This window comes from Bacillus cereus group sp. BceL062, from assembly GCF_051780025.1.
Lineage (GTDB): Bacteria > Bacillota > Bacilli > Bacillales > Bacillaceae_G > Bacillus_A > Bacillus_A toyonensis.
Window position 1 is genome coordinate 49,299 of the sequence record NZ_JBPWGY010000013.1, and the last position, 18,762, is coordinate 68,060.

The following is an 18,762-nucleotide window of genomic DNA, read 5'->3' on the forward strand; positions in this document are numbered from 1 at the left end:
TAGTATTTGCTACAGCTATGTGAAATGGACAACCTGTAAAAATAATTGTTGTGATCAGATGAGTAAAGATTAATGCGCAGAATGAATTAGTAATCATGCCTGAAGACATTTCATCAAACATCAAAGCAACACATTAGTCGCTTTGATGTTTGTAATGATAAAAGCATGGCATATTGTGTCACTCTTTTTTACACTTCATAACAAATAAGGATAAAAGAACAAAGTAAGTTATGCTTTAAACATTTACTGATGAGAAAATGCTTGTATAGACCCACACACTTATTATTGGGTAATGTATGAAAGAAATTAAAATGATAAGACACAGACTTATAACTACACAATTGAATTAAACAATAATATTTTGAAACAAGAGTAAAGTTAAGGTGGGGATAAATATGAATGCTAACCAAAAAACGTCCTTATTGGCAGCATGGATTAGTGTAATTAGCAATATATTTCTGACTCTCATCAAAATTATAGTCGGTTTACTTTTCAAAAGTCAGGTATTATTAGCCGACGGGATTCATAATGCTGCCGATGTTGTAGCATCCGTAGCCTCATTGGGATCAATGAAAATTTCAAACCAGCCAGCTGATGAAGATCATCCTTATGGACATGGTAAAGCAGAAGTTATATCATCAGGAATTGTAGCTGTGATTTTAATTTTAGCGGCTTTATTTATGGTTTATGAATCAATAAAGTCATTATTTGAACCAGCGACAGAACCCCATATAATTGCTTTTATAGCAGCGATTATTTCATTAATATGGAAGCAAATTTTATATGTATACACAATACGAATTGGTCGAAAAACAAGCAGCAAAGGGCTTATAGCAACTGCTTATGATCATCTTGCTGATGTTTATGCCTCAATTGCAGCTGTAATTGGAATTGGTATTGCTTTGATAAACAATATCTATTCCATTCCATATGCAGCTTATGGGGATCCTTTAGCCGGTATTATTGTTTCTTTTTTCGTATTAAAATTAGCGATTAGTATGGGGAAAGAAGCAATATATATATTAATGGAAGGTGGTATTCCTACCGAGAAATGTAGTGAATATAAGAGAGTAATTCAGGCCCATCCTTTTGTAAAAAGAATTGATAGAATGCGCGCACGTGATCATGGTCACTATGTATTAATTGATATTAGAATTAGTGTTCCGGCACATTTAAGCATCCAGCAAGGACATGATATTTGTAGGGATATAAAAACTACTATTATAAATCAGAACCCAGAAATATATGAAGTACTAATTCATTTAAACCCATGGTATGAGGAGAAGTAGGTTAATTGAATTATAGATAGATATAAGTAAGTAGTTAAACCGTCCTTTTTAGATATTGGAGAATACATTATTTATAGAAGAAAAAACGTCCTATTAAAATATAGGACGTTTTTATCTATGATTTACTAATTTCCCAACCTTCGCGTATTTTTCTAATTCAATTACAATTACCTTTTTAGAATCTTTTTTTACAAAGCATCAACAAAATCTGAAAGATAAATATCATTGAGGGGGAATGAATTAATATATGAGGGTTCATTTTCATTATTTGGTTCTCAAATGAAGCAACTTTAGTATTCACTCAAAAATCCATTGTCTATGAAACAACTAGATTTTTAAACGGTTTTAATAGACATCTGCCAAAAATACAATAGACAGATATCTATTGTATTTTTGGCGGCAAGATTAAATAGCTTTTTTGTTACTTTACAGTAAAGTATACTTAATATCAGTAATTTATGTAATTAGGAGTGATTTCTATATTTAAGGAAAATGTAAAAAGGTTACTTCTGTCATTAGTAACAAATCCAATACTAATAATTGTATACGGGATTTTTTGTTATGAGTTAGCCTTATACTGTAAGTACGGAAGGATGAATTATAATATTTATATTTTATTATTATGTATAGTACTTTTTATATCCATCACTACATTTACTACAATGCGGGTGATAAAAAATAGAGAATATGAAACTAACAAATTAACTAATTCAATAGCATGGAGATCCATTTCTATTATCATTATTGTTGCAATTACATCATTTTATGGGCTGCAGATTTATAAAAGTGCAATAAATTACAATGGCAAATTGGCATGGTTTATAGAAAGGTTAAAACATGAAAGGTCAGTTAAACTTAAACATAATAATATATATGAATCTGGAGTAGAAGGTATTTTTGAAGATATAAATAAAAAATTTTCTTTGCCAAAGAAATTGTATATGGCAACTGATTTTGATCTTACATTTCATTCAGATGGAACAATCACAGCGTTTGATACATTTGTTTATGGGAAAAATGTTGATGGAAAAGAAGAAACTTATTTAATCTCTTATAATAAGAAGAAATCAGAGGATATTACTATAATACGAGACGGGTATGCAAAGCCTGATTATAATGATGATAAATTAGTAGAGCCTTTAATTAAAACGGTTAATGCGATTCCAGTTAAGCAAACGGTTAGAAAGTGGAATGAAAGTAAGTATGGGTTGATTTATTATGGAAAAAGAAATTGGGGATCAAATACAGAGGGAATTATTAATATTACTGAGGATGGTAAGGGGCAGAGTCTTAAAGAAGCAGCTTCTGAAATCATTGGATATACTGTATCTATATTTGTCCCTGGAAAAGAGAAAGAGCTAGTACCTGCTAGATATAACTTAATATGTGACGCAAGTTGGAGTAAATCAAAGACGCCTCCAAATGAAGATAGGCTTAAAGAGAAGAAACAACAAGATTTAAAGAATGAAAAAGAACAGTTTTTCCTATCAAAAGAAGTTGGTTATAAATTAAATATGACAGATAAAGCATTAGGGAGCGCCTTTTATTCATTAAGCAGGACTAGTGATGAAGGAGAAACATGGGAGGTTATTAATCCAGACCCATTTAATAGGGGGATTGGGAGTGTATCAGGAATCACTTTTATAAATAATAAACTTGGGTTTTTAGGAGCTGTTAGACCTTCTGGTAATGAGGGAGAGTTATATCGCACAGATGATGGGGGAGTATCTTTCAAAAAGGTAGAATATCCGCCGCATGAAGTGAAATTAGATCATACACAGTCCACAATAAGTCCTTTTGATTCTCCTAGTATGCCATATGAGAAAGATGGGGTTTTTAATATGTTAGTTGGACAAGGGGCAGATGGAGACTACAATGGCGATAGTAGTGCACTTTATCAATCAAAAGATAACGGAGAGACATGGGGGTTTATAGAAGAAGTGAAAAAGAAATAGTCAGAATGTTTTTTTTGAAAATAAGGTAACTACTCAGCTATACATTTCATTTAGAAGTTAGGTATGGAGCATAATTCCAGCGATGAAGATAAAAATGGACCTACACCTCGCTTCCTTCCTTTCTTTGTTTTAAAGCTTTGCGCGTGGCAGGAAAAGGCCCTGACCGCTTCTATGCATGACCAGTCCCTCTTGCCCATTTAAAAAGATGCTTTTCTGGCTTTTTTCATAGAGGGGCTGAGTAGTTACTAAAAGTACATAATTTAAATCGAACCATAAGCTTACCGGCAAATTTATGGTTCGATTTTTTTTAGTGCAAAGATAGCGTTCTAAACGGGTATCACCACATCGCTATCAACTTAAAAGAGTAAACACCAATTGTAGGAATCTAAAATTTTCATTTATCTAATTCTAACAAGAGACAGTTTTTATATACCAATTAAAGTAGAATTTTAACTATGTATTTTTTATATAATAAAATTAAATATGTAATGAATAATGCATGACATTTAAAACCACTACACTAACTCTAGCAGAGAAAAGAATAAAAGTTCAGCAATTTTGCATTACTGAACTTTTATTCTTTATTTTTTCCAATTCTCCCCAAACTATCTTTGATAGTTGTTTCTCCAAGTTGAGTGTATAACAAGGCTGTATCTTGACTGGTATGCCCAAGTTGTTGCATGACTTGTAACGAGTCTTTTTCCTCCATGTATAGCTTATTTGCCAGTGTGTGTCTTAATTTATGAGGAGACATTTTTTTGCCATAGGCCTTTGTATATTTTTCTACTATATCCTGTATAGCTCTAACCGAAAGAGGCTGTGCAGTATGTTTATACTTCGATAAAAACACATTTTTTAATTCTTTCCCTGGGGCGTATTTGTTATCTCTAATTTCCATATACTTTTCAATATCATTCAATGCAATTGGGGTAATCCATACTGAGTCTTCTTTATTTCCTTTGCGAATTACATCAATTAGTCTTTCTTTTAGGTTTATATCCTCCATACGAAGATCGGCTAATTCACTTACACGAATACCACTACCAAGAAAGAGGGAGAGGATAGCTACATCACGATCTTTATCTCTTAGGAAATAGAATAACTGATGTTTTGTTAAAGATTTTTCATGTTCGTACTTAACGTAATTCAAAAATTCTTGATCGTCATCATTATGGAATATTTTAGATCTCATACGTTTTGCACGAGCATTTAATGTTTCTTTATCTTTATGTATTTCTATTTTAGCCATTACATTTCTATAAAAATAACATTCTCCATCTTCATTCTCTGATAGGGAGGTAAGATACTTAAATAATGATTTTAAGGCTGAAATTTTTCTGTTAACAGAGGAATTCTGCATGTTTTGTTGTAGTTTTAAAAATCTCATAAAATTTTCAACATCTTTTTTCTTTAAATTTTCCAAATCAGAGAAGGATATGTCTTTAATGGGTTTCAATTCAATAATTTGTTCAGATAATAACCAATTAAAGAAGACTCTAAAATCATATACATAATTCAGTAGGGTGGAGGGAGAGGCATCATGCAATTCTTTGTACTCCACAAATTCTTCTATGTAAAAGGGCATTTCATTTAGATTTTCGTATAATTTCTTACGATGTACGGATTTTTGACGTTGCTTGCTGTATTCCATAAAAATCACCTCATATACAATATAACAGAAAATAGACACGAACACAAGTTCGCATTAAATTCAATTTTTACACAGACTTATTTACATAATTAAATTATGGGATGATAAAATATACTCGAAATTAAATAAGGATAGTGTAGTCATTCTAATAAAATTATAGATAAGCACATGATAAAGCTGTATTAAGTTATAAAAATTAGTACAAAAATCACATTCATAGGTGTGCAAAATAAAACAATTTTCATATATAAATTCATACAAAATGAATACACGAAAAATTTTTAACAGTTGTTATAAAATACGAATTGGTTAATTTAATCATGATTATAAGGAGTTAATTAGATCATCATAAGAAAAACTTTTATAAATTTAAATGTAATTTGCTATAAAAATTTTGCAATGAGTAATTTAGTATTTGATAATTTCTATATAAAATATGAATTATATAGAAATTATCAAATACGGAGATTCATGCTAATGAGCTCGAAATCCCTAAATACTGTATTAGATTTTTATTTATACATCTTATTGTTCGTAAAATTGGTATTTCGCGCGAAGTTGTAAATGTTTATTTTTCTCTCCTTTTATAAAGGTATCATATACCTTATCTTTCATCAGTATAAATATGGTACATTCAGCTATACATATTTATATTGATGAAATTGTTGCTTATAGGACATTGCCAGTGTATAACATTTTAATACAAAACAGTTAACTTTAACTCCTTAAGACAAAATAGATGGTGTATTTTACAAAATTTAATTGTTGTGATGTCGAAGTAGAGCATTTCCTTTAATTCTTTTTATTGTACTTGGTTTAGCTGAGCATTCCGCTAAATATTATTTAAATACAGATTTTAAAATATAACTACTAAATTTCTCTTTCTGTCTCAATGATATAAGTATTCTTTTCTTTTTGAGATTTATTCACTTGTTTTTTACAAATACCTATGTGATGTATTATGTAAGTGCGAATCCGTACATCCGCATTCGCACTTACATAATAACATGCCAATTTGACTTAGATAACTGCAATCCAGTATATATCGTTTAATCTTTTGATTATCAACCGGGATTGTAATGGCGTTTGCGCGAGATGCGTATATATTCTATCTTTTAAAACTCTCACTACTAATACTAACTAGATCAATTCTTTATTTTTTTTAGATTCATATATTCTTCTAAAGTTAGCTTTTCTTGATATATATTGTCAGCGATATCTCCTACATAACGAATATGCCAAGGTTCATATGCATATCCTGTTATACTTTCCTTACCTTTTGGATAACGAATGATAAATCCTGCACGATGCGCGTTATCTTTTAGCCATTTGCCTTCCTTCGTATTTGCAAAGGCTAGCTCTAGTCCATTGTTCGCGCTTTTCGATGAAACATCCATTGTTAACCCTGTTTGATGTTCGCTATGCCCTGGCTTTGCAGAGAAGCGATTCGTATGCTCTTGCCCATTCTTTTTAACATTGCTGGCATACAGGCCTTTTTGATACTCATAGGAACGAAATCCTGACACAGCATTCAACTGTATACCATCTTGCTTAGCTAAAAAGAATAGTTTTTCTAACGCTTCCGCTGCCTCTTTACGAAGGTGACTTTTTTCTACCGTTCCACTAAATGAGAATGGTACATTTGGTACAACTAAATCCTCTGGTTTATAGTTTTCGGGTAAACCATATTCCTTATTTATTACAGCCTGTATACTTGAAAAAGAGCTTGCAATCTTACTTGAAGTCCCATTTTGCTTTCTATTTTTTTCATTATTTATGGAGTTTTCACTAGTTTCATGGTTTGTCTTATATGGCTCTTTACCAATAGATATATTGGTGTAAATGATAAAGGTACCTAACATTACTACTATACAAGTTAAGGTTCCTACTAATTTAAGTCTCATCATTCATTTCCTTCCTGAAACTCCTACAGTTACTCGTTTATCATACTTCAACCATATCAAATCCATATTAATTCCCTGTGAACTTTTCTTCATAACGTATTTCTTAATAGATTGATAGTTTTTCTTCCTGTTCTTTTTACACCCTTAAAATACCAGTTCTATTCATACATGTAGAAAAATAATTTAAAAATTTGTATAACAAGATAAGAAGTGTAGCATTCTATTATAGAAAGGTCTTGGTATAATGCTAGGTATTGATGTAAAAAAAACAAAAGAAGCGTTAATTATTTCATGGCAATTGGCGGAGGTTACGATCCCATTACGTGATGTGCTTGAGGTTACCGAAGATGCTACCTATGCTGGAGTTGAAGAACCAACTGCAATCCGTATTGGAACAGCATATGGGACAACTGACCGTATATTAATTAGAACTGTAAAACAAAATTATGTATTATTTACTACAAACAAAGTGTCGATTTTAAAAGCTATTCTTGCTTAAATATGGTCATATAAATAGACTCCAACAAAGTTCGAATAAAGCAAAGGAGAGAAGTCATAAAATAGACTCCTCTCCTTTATTTAATTGAAATGAATATTATAATCTATACTCATTTCAGTATAGCTTTTACAACATAAGAACGTCTTACTTTTTTGATTCTGATATTGCTAATCAAATTAAGACCAAATCCACACATCATCATTATTTTGAGTGCTATTGTTTACATCATGCACTTTTTCGATGTGATCAACTGTGTTGTAATTAATAGAAATGCCGCCCCAGCCTACATACTTCATATCAATTTTCACTTTCTCACCTGTTTTAAATACTTGTCCCTTTGTTAAGAACACGTCAATAACGTCTTTCTCCCCATTTTGTGTTGGATACTCAACTACGACATATTTAGTAGTACTGTCTTCCATCTTACCTACTTCTGATACTTCACCAATCAAATAATCAGGTGAGCCATTTTCTTTCAAATGCATACCTAATTTGTTTGTAGTATTCTCAACTTCTGTTGCAACCATATACTCCGTAAAGTTACGCATCATAGATCCAGTCGCTTTTACTTCGTCTCCTACTTTCACATTTGAAATATTTTCTATATAAACACTAACTGGTTCTTCATATTGTTTAGATTTCACAACAATCACACCATGATCCACTTCTACTACGCGTCCTTCTAACGTCGAATAATTCGTTTCAATAGAAGCTGCACTCGCTTTTGTTGCTTCTAATCCTGGTAGATTTGTTCCTGATAATGCTGCGAACCCTAAAGCACCTGCTAAGATTAATTTTTTCATACCCATTCGATAACATCTCCATTCATGATGATTGTATTTGTTTGATTGGTATTCACCAACCTGTAACAATTATAGTTACAGGTTGTGCAAAATTGCAACCATTTTACACATGCAATCTTGCATATCATTATCCTAAAATATAAAAATGTGAGCTCACGAGCTTTTATTTGTGTAATTTTAATTTATTTTAATAAAAAAATACGGGAGCTTTTCTACATTTGAAATTATTAAGACCTAAATTTAAAAAGGTTAATGAATTAAAGAGCATAATATATAAGTCTTAGATAATATGTTATGCTCTTTTTTATTCAACTAACGCACCCGTTAACATAATAAAACCACTACGTCTATTACTTCAAATCAGAGGATAACATTCCATATACAAGACTATCTGTCCATTCATTTTTACTCCAAAAATCTTGTATAAAATGGGCTTCTTGTCTCATGCCTATTCGTTCACACAATTTTTGTGAAGCTGTATTACGTGCATCAAGATTAGCTTGTATACGATGTACATTAAATTCATCAAATAATTTAAATACCAAACTACTTACTGCTTCTGTTGCCAAACCTCTCCCAGCTACTTCATTTGAAAAACTATAACCAATCTCAACAGTGTCTTTCATATCTGTGTACCATACTGATAGATCACCAACTACTTTAGTCCTGTATATGACTGCCAAACTTAATATTGATTCTGTAGTGAGTACATTGTTTGCTAGCTTCTGATCGAATCTTTTCTGCATATCTTCATGAGTCCACTTATTATGTAAAAGGTACTTACATGTGTCATCTTTATTATAAATAGCAAATACATCCTGTAAATCAGTACCCTTAAACGGTCTAATTATTAATCTTTCTGTTGTGATTTCCAAGTTAGCTTTCCTCCCTTACATTCATTCTACAAAACATTTTTTATAGTATTGAAACCTCCTTCTCAGATTTCATCTAGATTACATATTTCATCATAGTAAATTAAAATCCTTCTTCCACTAACTGCACCGTTAGCTGGATAAGAAAAAGAGCTACAATCGTAGCTCTTAAATTACTATTGCATCAATGTGCTTATACTCAATAATCAACAATAATGTAACTTAATTTGGACTCCATACCTTCTATCTATTGGTAATAAGAAGGTAGTAATACTGTATTAATCCTCATGTCTTTCATGCATCTCTATTTTTTTATTTAGTAAATCTTTACCCCAAACTTGCATTGCTTCTAATACAGGTATAAACTTTTTACCTTGCTCTGTTAGTGAATATTCTACTTTGGGTGGAACAACATTATAAACTTCTGTGAGTACTAGCTCGTCCTCTTCAAGCTCTCTTAATTGTCTAGTTAAGATTCCTTTTGAGATACCAGGTAACATCCTTAATAATTCATTAAACCTAATAACTCCATTCTTGCTTAAGTACCACAAAGTCACAATTTTCCATCTGCATGCAATTGCATTTTGGGTAACTATTAATGGACAAATCTCTTGCTGTATTTCTTTAGAAATCAATTCATCTTGATAACGAAAGTTTGCTAACTTCACTCGAAACGTATCACCGTCGATATGATCCAGTATCGTAGCTTTGATGATTCTATTAGCATTTTGTTTCTTACTCTCCCCAGGTACTGGGTTCATTGCCTGCTCGACCAATTCTGGTTACTGCAGTTTACCCGTAAACTCTTCTTTTTTACAGGTACGGACGCTGCTGCCTCATAACTATCCTCTTCTTTCTTATTTTGCTTTGTTTCGCTTCCTTTCTGCTGGTCTTTCTCCGCTACATTTCTTGTAACGGAAATTCCAGTATCATCTTTGCTACTACACCCTGTTACCACTCCTAAAATCATGCACAATATAGAAATGAACCATAAAATTTTTTTCATCGTATACCTCCTCTCTTCTTATTTTTCTTCCCTTACATCATAACGAGATTGGAATCCTTGTTGGAAAAACTATTGATTTCTATGATTTAGCAAAGGTTTATGTATAAATCCATTGTTTAACTCCTCTACTCTTTCAAATGGACTTTTTATGATATGTATGCAGGATTCCCCCATACATGTACCGAAACCCCAATAGGAAAACATTCCACTAATTACCATTCCTATTTCATACCATTACATTTTGGAGGTTAAACAGGATGAAAAAGATGAAAAAAAAGAAGTTACAAAAATCAGCACTTTCTTTTACTCTACTCTTTTCTTTAGGTGTTTCTTCTTTTCCGCTTACAACAACGATTCATGCGGATACACAAGTGACACAAACTGCAGAAAAGAAACCAGTCTCTTTAACGGAGCGTACGTCTTTATTTTTTGAATATCTCCAGCAAGGCAAATATGCAGAGGCACTTCAATTGACGTCTGCAGCTTTTCAAACCAAGTTTACGGCAAACATATTACAAAGCTGGTGGACACAAAGTGGCGGGAGCAGAATTACAAGCATGGGAACACCTGTTATAAAGGAACGAAACTTGGTCCATCAAACGGTTGAAATTCCAGGAGCTATCGAAGGAACTACTATTCCACTACTCATTAAATTCACGCCTGGCGGCAAAGTTGATGAAGTTGGCGTAAGGACGACGCCACAGAAATCTTATACCATCCCGCATCCTAGCTATGACCAACCTGATTCCTACCAAGAACGCGAAATCATCATTGGAAATGCTACATACCCTTTACCAGCCACATTAACGGTTCCAAAACATAAACCTGGCGAAAAAGTGCCTGTTGTTGTTCTTGTTCACGGTTCGGGTCCGCAAGATCGTGACAGTACAATTATGGGAGCTAAAATCTTTAGAGACCTTGCAGCCGGTCTTTCATCAAGCGGTATCGCAGTGTTACGTTACGAGAAACGTTCCTTAGAACACGGTTTTAAAATGAGTGCAGAATCTGCTACATTAGACCAAGATACTACAGATGATGCCATATATGCAGCGAAATCAGCAGCGCAGCAGGAAGGTATTGACCCAGGTAACATTTTCATTCTCGGACATAGCCAAGGAGCTGGCACCATGCCGCGTATACTAAGCAAAGCACCTTCATCACTTGTAAGAGGAAGTATTTTAATGGCACCTCCTGCACGTCCTTTTACTGACATGCTTCTTGATCAGTATCAGTACCTCGGGGCACCTAAGGAATTTATTGATGAACTAAAAAAACAATTCGCTTATATTAAGGATCCTACTTTTGATCCAGATCACCCACCAGCTGGTTATAATTATCCTTCTCCACATTTCATGTATGATGTGACTCGTTGGCGTCCAGTTGAGGAAGCGAAATCACGAAAAGAGCCATTACTGATTCTGCAAGGCGCACGTGATTATCAAGTAACTGTAAAAGACGAGTTTACGAGATGGCAAGAAGGGCTTTCAAGCCGCAGTAATGTTCAGTTCAAAGAATATCCGAAATTGAATCACATCTTCACGGAGGGCGACGGGGAATTCAGTCATCCTAGTGAATACGAAGTCCCTTCCAATGTTCCTACGTATGTCATCCAGGACATCGTTACATGGGTCAATGAGACAAAGAAATAAGAAAACAACAAAAGCCATCATGCAATCATCATTTCGTGATGGCTTTTATGATATTAAAACATGTCATATCAGAAATTAATCGCTTCTATGAATTGATATTTTTACAGCGCTTATTTGCTTCATATCTTGCTATTCCTGGTCCGTCAGTGCAAGAATACAAAATTTATTTCGATATGTAAGAATGCATATTATTTCTCTTGGATGTTATGATATACTCTCTTTGTGAGCTGATACAATATTTCTTTAGATTGGAAAACTAAACCTCATTAACCCAAGTTGGGGGCGCCATTTGGCGTCTTTTTTTAGTTTTGCTCCATAGGCATTTAGCTTAGATATTGAAGTAACCCCAAAACAAAAAATAAGCTGCCCATTTGGAAAACTTATGTACATCATTTTCGAATGCGGGAGTTCCATCTTTCAAAACTAACCTATTAAATATGGTTAGATGTATAAACTATATTAGTATCGGAATACTCTCGACTTGGGGTTACCGTAAATGCTTTCTCCTAATCATCCATATCGATAAATGACTTACTTCTGATCAATTTGCCTTTGTTGTTCTTCGTTTAAAAGGAGCTAGTTTTACATACGATAAAGCACTAAAAAAACTGTGCACAAAAACCTGCATGGTAACAAGTTTTTGGCACAGTTCTATTATTTAATCCCTTTCATAAGTACCTGAATCTTTGGAGCCATGAAATATAAAATAACACTTAAAACAATGGATATTCCGCCAATTACACCGAAATAAATAATCTCTGTTTCAGGATTATATAATCGAACAAGCTGCGCATTGATAGCTTGTGCAGATGCACTCGTTAAGAACCATAAACTCATTGTTTGAGCAGAGAACGCTGCTGGTGCTAGTTTTGTAGTAATAGATAAGCCGACAGGTGATAAACAAAGTTCCCCGATTACGACTAAAAGGAAGCTAATGATTAACCAAATTGGGCTAACAAGAGATTCGGTACCATGGATATATGCAGGAATAATCATCACTAAGAATGATAAACCAGCAAATAATAAACCGATGGCAAATTTATTTGCTGTACTTGGTTGGCGTGAATTCAGCTTTACCCAAAGCCAAGCAAATACTGGTGCTAGTAAAACAATATAAATAGGGTTTAAAGATTGGAACCATGAAGATTGAACCTCAAATCCTGCAAAGTTTAACTGCGTACGTTGATCAGCATAACTAGCTAAGATGATTGCTCCCTGCTCTTGAATCGCCCAAAACATTGTAGCAGCGATAAATAGTGGTATGTAAGCAATTAAGCGAGATTTTTCAACTTTTGTCGTCTTTGGACTACGGTACATAAAGACAAAGTAGCCTGTTGGAATTAGAATACCTAAGATACTTACAAGTAAAGTAAATCGATCAATCGTTAAAATACCTGTTGGAATTGTTAACACACAAACTAGTGCAATTGCGATAATACCAATACTAAACTGTATAAGAACCTTTTTTCTTTCCTTGTCTGTTAAAGGATTTGGTACTTGCGTTCCTGCTAATCCTAGATTTTTCTTTTTCGTAAGAACATACATAATTAATCCAAATAGCATACCAATTGCTGCCACACCAAAACCTAAGTGGAAGTTATACTTTTGACCAAGTGTTCCAATCACAAACGGAGATAATAGTGCTCCTAAATTAATACCCATATAGAAAATACTGAAACCTGAATCACGACGAGTATCTGTTTCACTATATAAATCACCAACAATACTAGATACATTCGGTTTTAATAACCCTGTTCCAAGTACTAAAAATACCATTGAGATAAATAGTGTACTAACCGTTCCTGGTAGAGCTAATATGAGATGACCGATCATTATTAAAACGCCACCCCAAAATATTGTTCTACTTGAACCTAATAGGCGGTCAGCAATCCACCCACCAATAATGCCTGACATGTAAACTAACGAACCATAGATAGCCATAATGGATGCAGCTGTGGCATGATCCATCCCTAAGCCACCTTTTGAAATGGAATAGTACATATAGTAAAGTAATATTGCTCTCATTCCGTAGTAAGAAAACCGCTCCCAAAATTCTGTAAAGAATAAAGTAAATAGTCCTTTTGGATGTCCAAAGAAACCATTTTGCGGAACGGTACGAATAATATCGCTTTTGTTAAGCTTCTCCATAAAAATACACTCCTAATATACAGATATAATGATTCTAATTAAGTATATAACAAAAAATAGAAAATTTATACAAATATTAATTCGTTAAATGATTAGATTTTTCAGAAAGAATAAATTATATATTGTTTTTAATGATGATTTCATTTAGATTATATAATATAGATATATTAATTCGAATGTTAATACTGTATAAATATAAATACAAATGTAGGAGGATTTATATATTGTCAATGAAAGTCGTTGCGATTGAAGATATTTATCAAGAAATATTGGATGGAAAAAGGAAACGATTCCCTCCGAATACTTGGAAAGAAGATATGGATAATAAGCTCGCCCGCAGAGTAATCACATATTTATTACACAGTATCTTAAAATGGGATAAGGAAGACATCAGAAAAAAATGGAACACTCAATTACTTGTAAAGTATAAATTACGAGGATTACTCAAACATAGATACGAAAATAGCCCTTTTAAAGCAATAAATGATTTATACCCAAGTGAATTTAAAGAATGGGAGTTTGGTATGACTCCTTTAAATTTTTGGACGAAAGAAAAGGCATTAACGATTTTGAGATGGATGATTGAAGAAAAAAAGGGTTATCGAACGAAAAGCTCTTACGCTTATACGGCAAAAAATGGTTGGAGAAAAACAAACTTAGTGCCCCTCTGGCTATGTACTGGAATAGTAGTCCGTTTGCAATGATTAACGACTTGTACCCTAGTCGTTTTAAAGAATGGGAATTTCTCATGACGCCCAATAACTTCTGGACAAAAGAAAAAGCATTAGAAGCATTGAAATGGACCATTGAAGAAAAAGAAAAATTAACGCCCGAACAAATAATGGATGTATACAGTATAAAGTGGCTAAAGACTCACAGATTAGCATCTCCATGTCAATTAATGTGAGGAAATAGTCCATTTAAAATGATAAACGACTTATATCCAGGTCGCTTTAAAGAATGGGAATTTAAAGTTACACCAGTTGGCTTTTGGTCCAAATGTAAAGCACTAGAAGCATTAAGGTGGACTATTGAAGAGAAAGAAAAACTGGATGAAAAACAGCTATTAAACGTATTTAATCAAAGATGGCTCATAAAACAAAAATTACGGACCCCCTTACAACGCTATTGGAAAGGAAGCCCCTACAGGATGCTTATTGCTTTATATCCAAACCATTTTTCTAAAGGTATGTTAAAAGGGTATTGTAATAATTAAAGTGGAAATATAAGTATGCAGAGACGCCCTTTGGTGTTTCTTTTTGAAATCCTATGTAAGTACATTTTTATGTGCCTATCCCTTTATTTATTGAAGAAAGTGAACCTGTTATATTATTTCCCGATCCATCTCGTCAAAGCCATACCAAGAAACCCAGCGCCCATCCCTATCAGCCACCCAGTTTGGGCGCTCCCAAACATAGATCCCACTCCCGCGCCAAGAAACGTACAGCCCACGAATACTAACCCCTCTATGCCCTAGTTCGGTCGTTACATACTTCATCCCCACCCTTTCTTTAAAACATATGCTATATGCAAGCTAAACTTTCTAGCTTATGAACTGTTCATTTTCTCGACTATAACTATATGTTTCATATCCATTACTTACAGGTCCAAATGTCCTTTTTACATCAATTCGTCACTTAACTTCATTGGTTACTTTTTTCATCTCATAGGAGATTATTTCTCAACACATAACACATGGAATAACATTACCATTAATGGTAATATGAAGGTACCTTCAGTTGTTAACTGTTGTTCCCTTTTTGAAAGTCCTGTCAAAATACAGGACTTTTTAAATTTACTTCCTACTAAATTGGCTTTTTCGTTAATATCCTTTCACCTTTACATTGGACAATTAAACGATATTGGTGGAGATTCATCAGATTTTCAGTTCCTCTTTCCTTATTAAACTACATGCTTAAATATGTGGTTTTCAACTTACATTCGAATAACAAAATGTTCACTTTTTCAATACATTTATGAAACATTCTTATGATATTTAATTATATTCTTTTTATAAATCGTATCGTTCAGTAGAAAAGTCCTAGTCCCCTCTAGGACTTTTTCATCTGCAAATAGCATGTTTGTCAGTTCTTTCGTACATTTCTGTATAGACAACTATACATTTAAGTTTTATAATAAAAAACGATTTTATGTAGTATCATATACGACTTTTTCTTTGCTTTTAGGACTCTTACTCAATTGTAAAAATGTTAGGTACTAAATTTCAATAACGCGTACTGAAAATAATTAAACACTTTTATAAACCAGCGGAACGTTTAAGAAATCGATTTTTCTCTTATCGAAATTTAATTAGCTTACAGTAACACAGTGGTCATATATTTTTATGAATAACGGAAGAATATATAGAAATTACTACAGAAATGTGAAGTTTAATTAATTTAGGAGGAACAGACTTGTTTAATCAGCTTGTAAAATTTATACCGAATTTATTTACGATTGGAAATTTATTATGCGGTGTTTTCTCAATCACCTTGAATATGAGTGAATATTTGGGAGTAGCCTCCATTTTCATTTTCTTTTCAGCTGTTTTAGATTTTCTTGATGGAAGAATTGCGAGAAAATTAAAAGTGAACAGTGAGTTTGGCGTAGAATTGGATTCCTTAGCTGATATTGTTAGTTTCGGCGTCGCTCCTGCGCTTTTATTTCATACGATAGCAACACCTTCTATTTTAACTTCTTTGGCATTTATCCTTTTCCCAACAATGGGTGCTTTAAGATTAGCTAAATTTAGTATTAAACCAACTATTGGATATTTTAAGGGATTACCTATTCCAGCTGCAGGATTATCATTGGCTGGTATGGGATTGTTTTCATATAGCAATGCATGGATTACATTAATCCTGGCTCTCTTAATGGTTAGTCCCATTAGATTTAAAAAATTTTAACTGAGTCACGTCCAACGTCATTAAGGAGCATTTCAAATGGATTTAACACGTCAATAAGTATAAAAAAGCGGGACAATAATATTAAATGAGGCGCCATTCGTAAAAATTAAAACCTTGTATTTATAGCTATTTCGATATGTTGTTCTGGAACGTCAATATACTATTAATAGGAGCTCCCTTTATCAAGAGAGCTCCTGTTATTATTTCTTCTTCTTTTCTGTCGGTTGGCTTTGTTTAGCAAAATTAGATGAATCATCAAAATTCGGTTGCTTTTTCCCAGCATTATTACTTCTACCTTTTCCCATATGTAATGCACCTCCCCTCCCCTTACTATTCCCAATCAAAAATTCTCTTGCATCCAAGAGAATTTTTGATTGGGTACTTATTGATAATACCCAAGTACTTCTAACACTCTCATTCGATAAAAGATGGATCCATTGTCAAATTCTTCAATGCTGAAACAAGCATTATATTTTCATGTTTAACTGGATAATCAATTAATAATCCTAATGTATTTCCGGAAACTGCAACAATTATGATTTCCTTGTCTAACACCTCATCTATTACTTCTTTTATTTATTCTTACCTAATATAATATTTTCCTGCGCATCGAGATTGCTTGTTGTATAAGGAAGCCCTTCTTTTTTCCACGCAAGAAATCCTCCCTTTAAATTCACTACTTCCTTTATACCAGCTCTTTGTAAAATACTAGCTGCTATAGCGGAACGCAATCCGGTTCGACATTGTAAAACGATTGGGCAATCTTTTGGTATGCAATCTAGCTGCTTAAATAGATTTCCTAAAGGGATATGTATTGCATCATGAAGATGTCCTTCCTCCCACTCTTTTTTACTACGCACGTCGATTACCTTAACGCTTCCATCTTTTATATGCGGATATAATTCAATTGGTGTTTTTTCTTTGTAACTTTCAAATCTATCAAGTCTTTGTATAACTTGTAAGGGTGCAAAAGCAATAATATTATCTAGCCCAATAGATTCAAAGTCTCTAATAACCTCTTCCACTCTAACCTTTTCCTCATCTAGAATGATTAAAGTTTTTGTTTTATAATCTAGTAACCATCCACACCAGGTTGTGAAGGAATTGTTATACGGTATGTTAATTGATTTCTCCATGTGACCAGAAGCAAAACTCTCTACATCCCTTATATCAACTATTTGCTGAACGCCCCTCATAACTTCTTGAAGTTCTTCTACTGTTTTAATAGCAAAAACTTCTCTTTTCTTACGAATTGGAGGACCATACTTATTTAAATTCTTCATTAAAGAAAAATACCTTGGAGGCTCTGGCTGTCCCGTCAATAAAGTCGATACAAAATCACTTTCTTCATTACACTGAAATGCCCAATTGAACATCTTTTCATAACCTAATGTAGAAGTTGGAATTGCTCCTAATGCTTTTCCACATGCGCTTCCTGCACCATGTGATGGCCATATTTGCAAATAATCAGGAAATATTTTTATTTTTTGTATAGAATTAAATAATTGTTTCGCTCCTATTTTTGAAGTATCTTTCATACCTACAGCGGTTTCTAATAAGTCCGGCCTTCCTATATCTCCGACAAAAATAAAATCACCTGTGAATATTCCTATCGGCTTATCATTCGTATAATTATTTTGACTTGTATCAGTTACTAAAAAAGAAATACTTTCAGGAGTATGCCCTGGTGTGTGAATTACATTAAATTTTATATGACCTACTTTAAACTCTGTCCCCTCTCTAACCAAATTATATCGACCTTCGTTAAGATATTGATATTTCCAATCACAATCACCTTCATCAGATACATATAAATTGGCATGATAAAGAGTAGAAAGTTCTCTAGACCCAGAAAGAAAATCTGCATGAATGTGAGTTTCAGCCGCAGCAATTACTTCCATCCCCTCTTTTTTAGCAAATTCTATATATTGTTCTATATAGCGACCAGGATCAATTACAATTGCTACGCCTTCTTTCTGACAACCGACTAAATAGGAAGCATGTGCTAATTTTTCATCATAAAAATATTTTAAAAGCATAGCTATTCCCTCCAATTAGTTATTTCAAATTGCTTTTCAAT

General features: G+C 33.2%; 15 protein-coding genes and 1 pseudogene. 6 read left to right on the forward strand and 10 right to left on the reverse strand.

The window, feature by feature from the left end; all coding sequences use genetic code 11:
- The first annotated feature begins 395 nt into the window (after window positions 1–395).
- Window positions 396–1,289: a cation diffusion facilitator family transporter gene (locus ACS2MN_RS25065; RefSeq protein WP_097879424.1), complete on the forward strand. Its 894-nt coding sequence runs from the start codon at window positions 396–398 to the stop codon at window positions 1,287–1,289.
- 470 nt (window positions 1,290–1,759) lie between these two features.
- The gene (locus ACS2MN_RS25070; protein WP_346994561.1) at window positions 1,760–3,244 is read left to right on the forward strand and encodes a WD40/YVTN/BNR-like repeat-containing protein; all 1,485 of its coding nucleotides are present in this window, start codon (window positions 1,760–1,762) and stop codon (window positions 3,242–3,244) included.
- Window positions 3,245–3,818: 574 nt separating this feature from the next.
- Here ACS2MN_RS25070 and xerS read toward each other — a convergent pair.
- Together xerS and ACS2MN_RS25080 are read right to left on the reverse strand one after the other, a co-directional pair.
- On the reverse strand, window positions 3,819–4,895 hold the full coding sequence (gene xerS, locus ACS2MN_RS25075) for a tyrosine recombinase XerS (RefSeq protein ID WP_087968757.1): 1,077 nt from the start codon (window positions 4,893–4,895) through the stop codon (window positions 3,819–3,821).
- A 1,145-nt stretch (window positions 4,896–6,040) separates the two neighbouring features.
- Window positions 6,041–6,799, reverse strand: a complete 759-nt coding sequence (locus ACS2MN_RS25080; protein WP_098144874.1) for a M15 family metallopeptidase — start codon at window positions 6,797–6,799, stop codon at window positions 6,041–6,043.
- Between the two features lie 244 nt (window positions 6,800–7,043).
- Between ACS2MN_RS25080 and ACS2MN_RS25085 the strand changes: the two genes are divergently transcribed.
- Window positions 7,044–7,298: a SunI/YnzG family protein gene (locus ACS2MN_RS25085; protein ID WP_097954855.1), complete on the forward strand. Its 255-nt coding sequence runs from the start codon at window positions 7,044–7,046 to the stop codon at window positions 7,296–7,298.
- Between the two features lie 176 nt (window positions 7,299–7,474).
- Here the strand turns inward: ACS2MN_RS25085 and ACS2MN_RS25090 are convergent, their stop codons facing one another.
- The 4 genes from ACS2MN_RS25090 to ACS2MN_RS25105 form a co-directional block, all read right to left on the reverse strand.
- The gene (locus ACS2MN_RS25090) at window positions 7,475–8,107 is read right to left on the reverse strand and encodes an ATP F0F1 synthase subunit alpha (protein WP_098806069.1); all 633 of its coding nucleotides are present in this window, start codon (window positions 8,105–8,107) and stop codon (window positions 7,475–7,477) included.
- A gap of 344 nt (window positions 8,108–8,451) precedes the next feature.
- A complete protein-coding gene (locus ACS2MN_RS25095; protein WP_098806070.1) occupies window positions 8,452–8,976 on the reverse strand; it encodes a GNAT family N-acetyltransferase in 525 nt (174 codons plus the stop codon).
- 275 nt (window positions 8,977–9,251) lie between these two features.
- Window positions 9,252–9,641 (reverse strand): winged helix-turn-helix transcriptional regulator, encoded by a 390-nt coding sequence (locus ACS2MN_RS25100; RefSeq protein WP_346994700.1) that lies wholly within the window; start codon window positions 9,639–9,641, stop codon window positions 9,252–9,254.
- Between the two features lie 89 nt (window positions 9,642–9,730).
- Window positions 9,731–9,979: a hypothetical protein gene (locus ACS2MN_RS25105; protein WP_085451199.1), complete on the reverse strand. Its 249-nt coding sequence runs from the start codon at window positions 9,977–9,979 to the stop codon at window positions 9,731–9,733.
- A gap of 266 nt (window positions 9,980–10,245) precedes the next feature.
- On the opposite strand from ACS2MN_RS25105, the gene ACS2MN_RS25110 reads away from it, so the two are divergent.
- Complete coding sequence (locus ACS2MN_RS25110; protein ID WP_346994701.1) at window positions 10,246–11,628, forward strand: alpha/beta hydrolase family protein; 1,383 nt, start codon at window positions 10,246–10,248, stop codon at window positions 11,626–11,628.
- 654 nt (window positions 11,629–12,282) lie between these two features.
- Here the strand turns inward: ACS2MN_RS25110 and ACS2MN_RS25115 are convergent.
- Window positions 12,283–13,776 (reverse strand): peptide MFS transporter, encoded by a 1,494-nt coding sequence (locus tag ACS2MN_RS25115; RefSeq protein ID WP_000413415.1) that lies wholly within the window; start codon window positions 13,774–13,776, stop codon window positions 12,283–12,285.
- A 176-nt stretch (window positions 13,777–13,952) separates the two neighbouring features.
- Here ACS2MN_RS25115 and ACS2MN_RS25120 point away from each other — a divergent pair.
- Window positions 13,953–14,992: pseudogene (locus tag ACS2MN_RS25120) on the forward strand (DUF4046 domain-containing protein).
- Between the two features lie 113 nt (window positions 14,993–15,105).
- Here the strand turns inward: ACS2MN_RS25120 and ACS2MN_RS25125 are convergent.
- On the reverse strand, window positions 15,106–15,228 hold the full coding sequence (locus tag ACS2MN_RS25125; RefSeq protein WP_255256300.1) for a hypothetical protein: 123 nt from the start codon (window positions 15,226–15,228) through the stop codon (window positions 15,106–15,108).
- A 962-nt stretch (window positions 15,229–16,190) separates the two neighbouring features.
- On the opposite strand from ACS2MN_RS25125, the gene pssA reads away from it, so the two are divergent.
- Entirely contained in the window at window positions 16,191–16,682 is a 492-nt protein-coding gene (gene pssA / locus ACS2MN_RS25130; protein ID WP_198130856.1) for a CDP-diacylglycerol--serine O-phosphatidyltransferase, read from the forward strand.
- A gap of 414 nt (window positions 16,683–17,096) precedes the next feature.
- Here the strand turns inward: pssA and ACS2MN_RS25135 are convergent, their stop codons facing one another.
- Window positions 17,097–17,237: a hypothetical protein gene (locus tag ACS2MN_RS25135; protein WP_346994562.1), complete on the reverse strand. Its 141-nt coding sequence runs from the start codon at window positions 17,235–17,237 to the stop codon at window positions 17,097–17,099.
- A gap of 17 nt (window positions 17,238–17,254) precedes the next feature.
- Window positions 17,255–18,721, reverse strand: a complete 1,467-nt coding sequence (locus ACS2MN_RS25140) for an MBL fold metallo-hydrolase (protein ID WP_346994563.1) — start codon at window positions 18,719–18,721, stop codon at window positions 17,255–17,257.
- Between the last annotated feature and the right edge of the window lie 41 nt (window positions 18,722–18,762).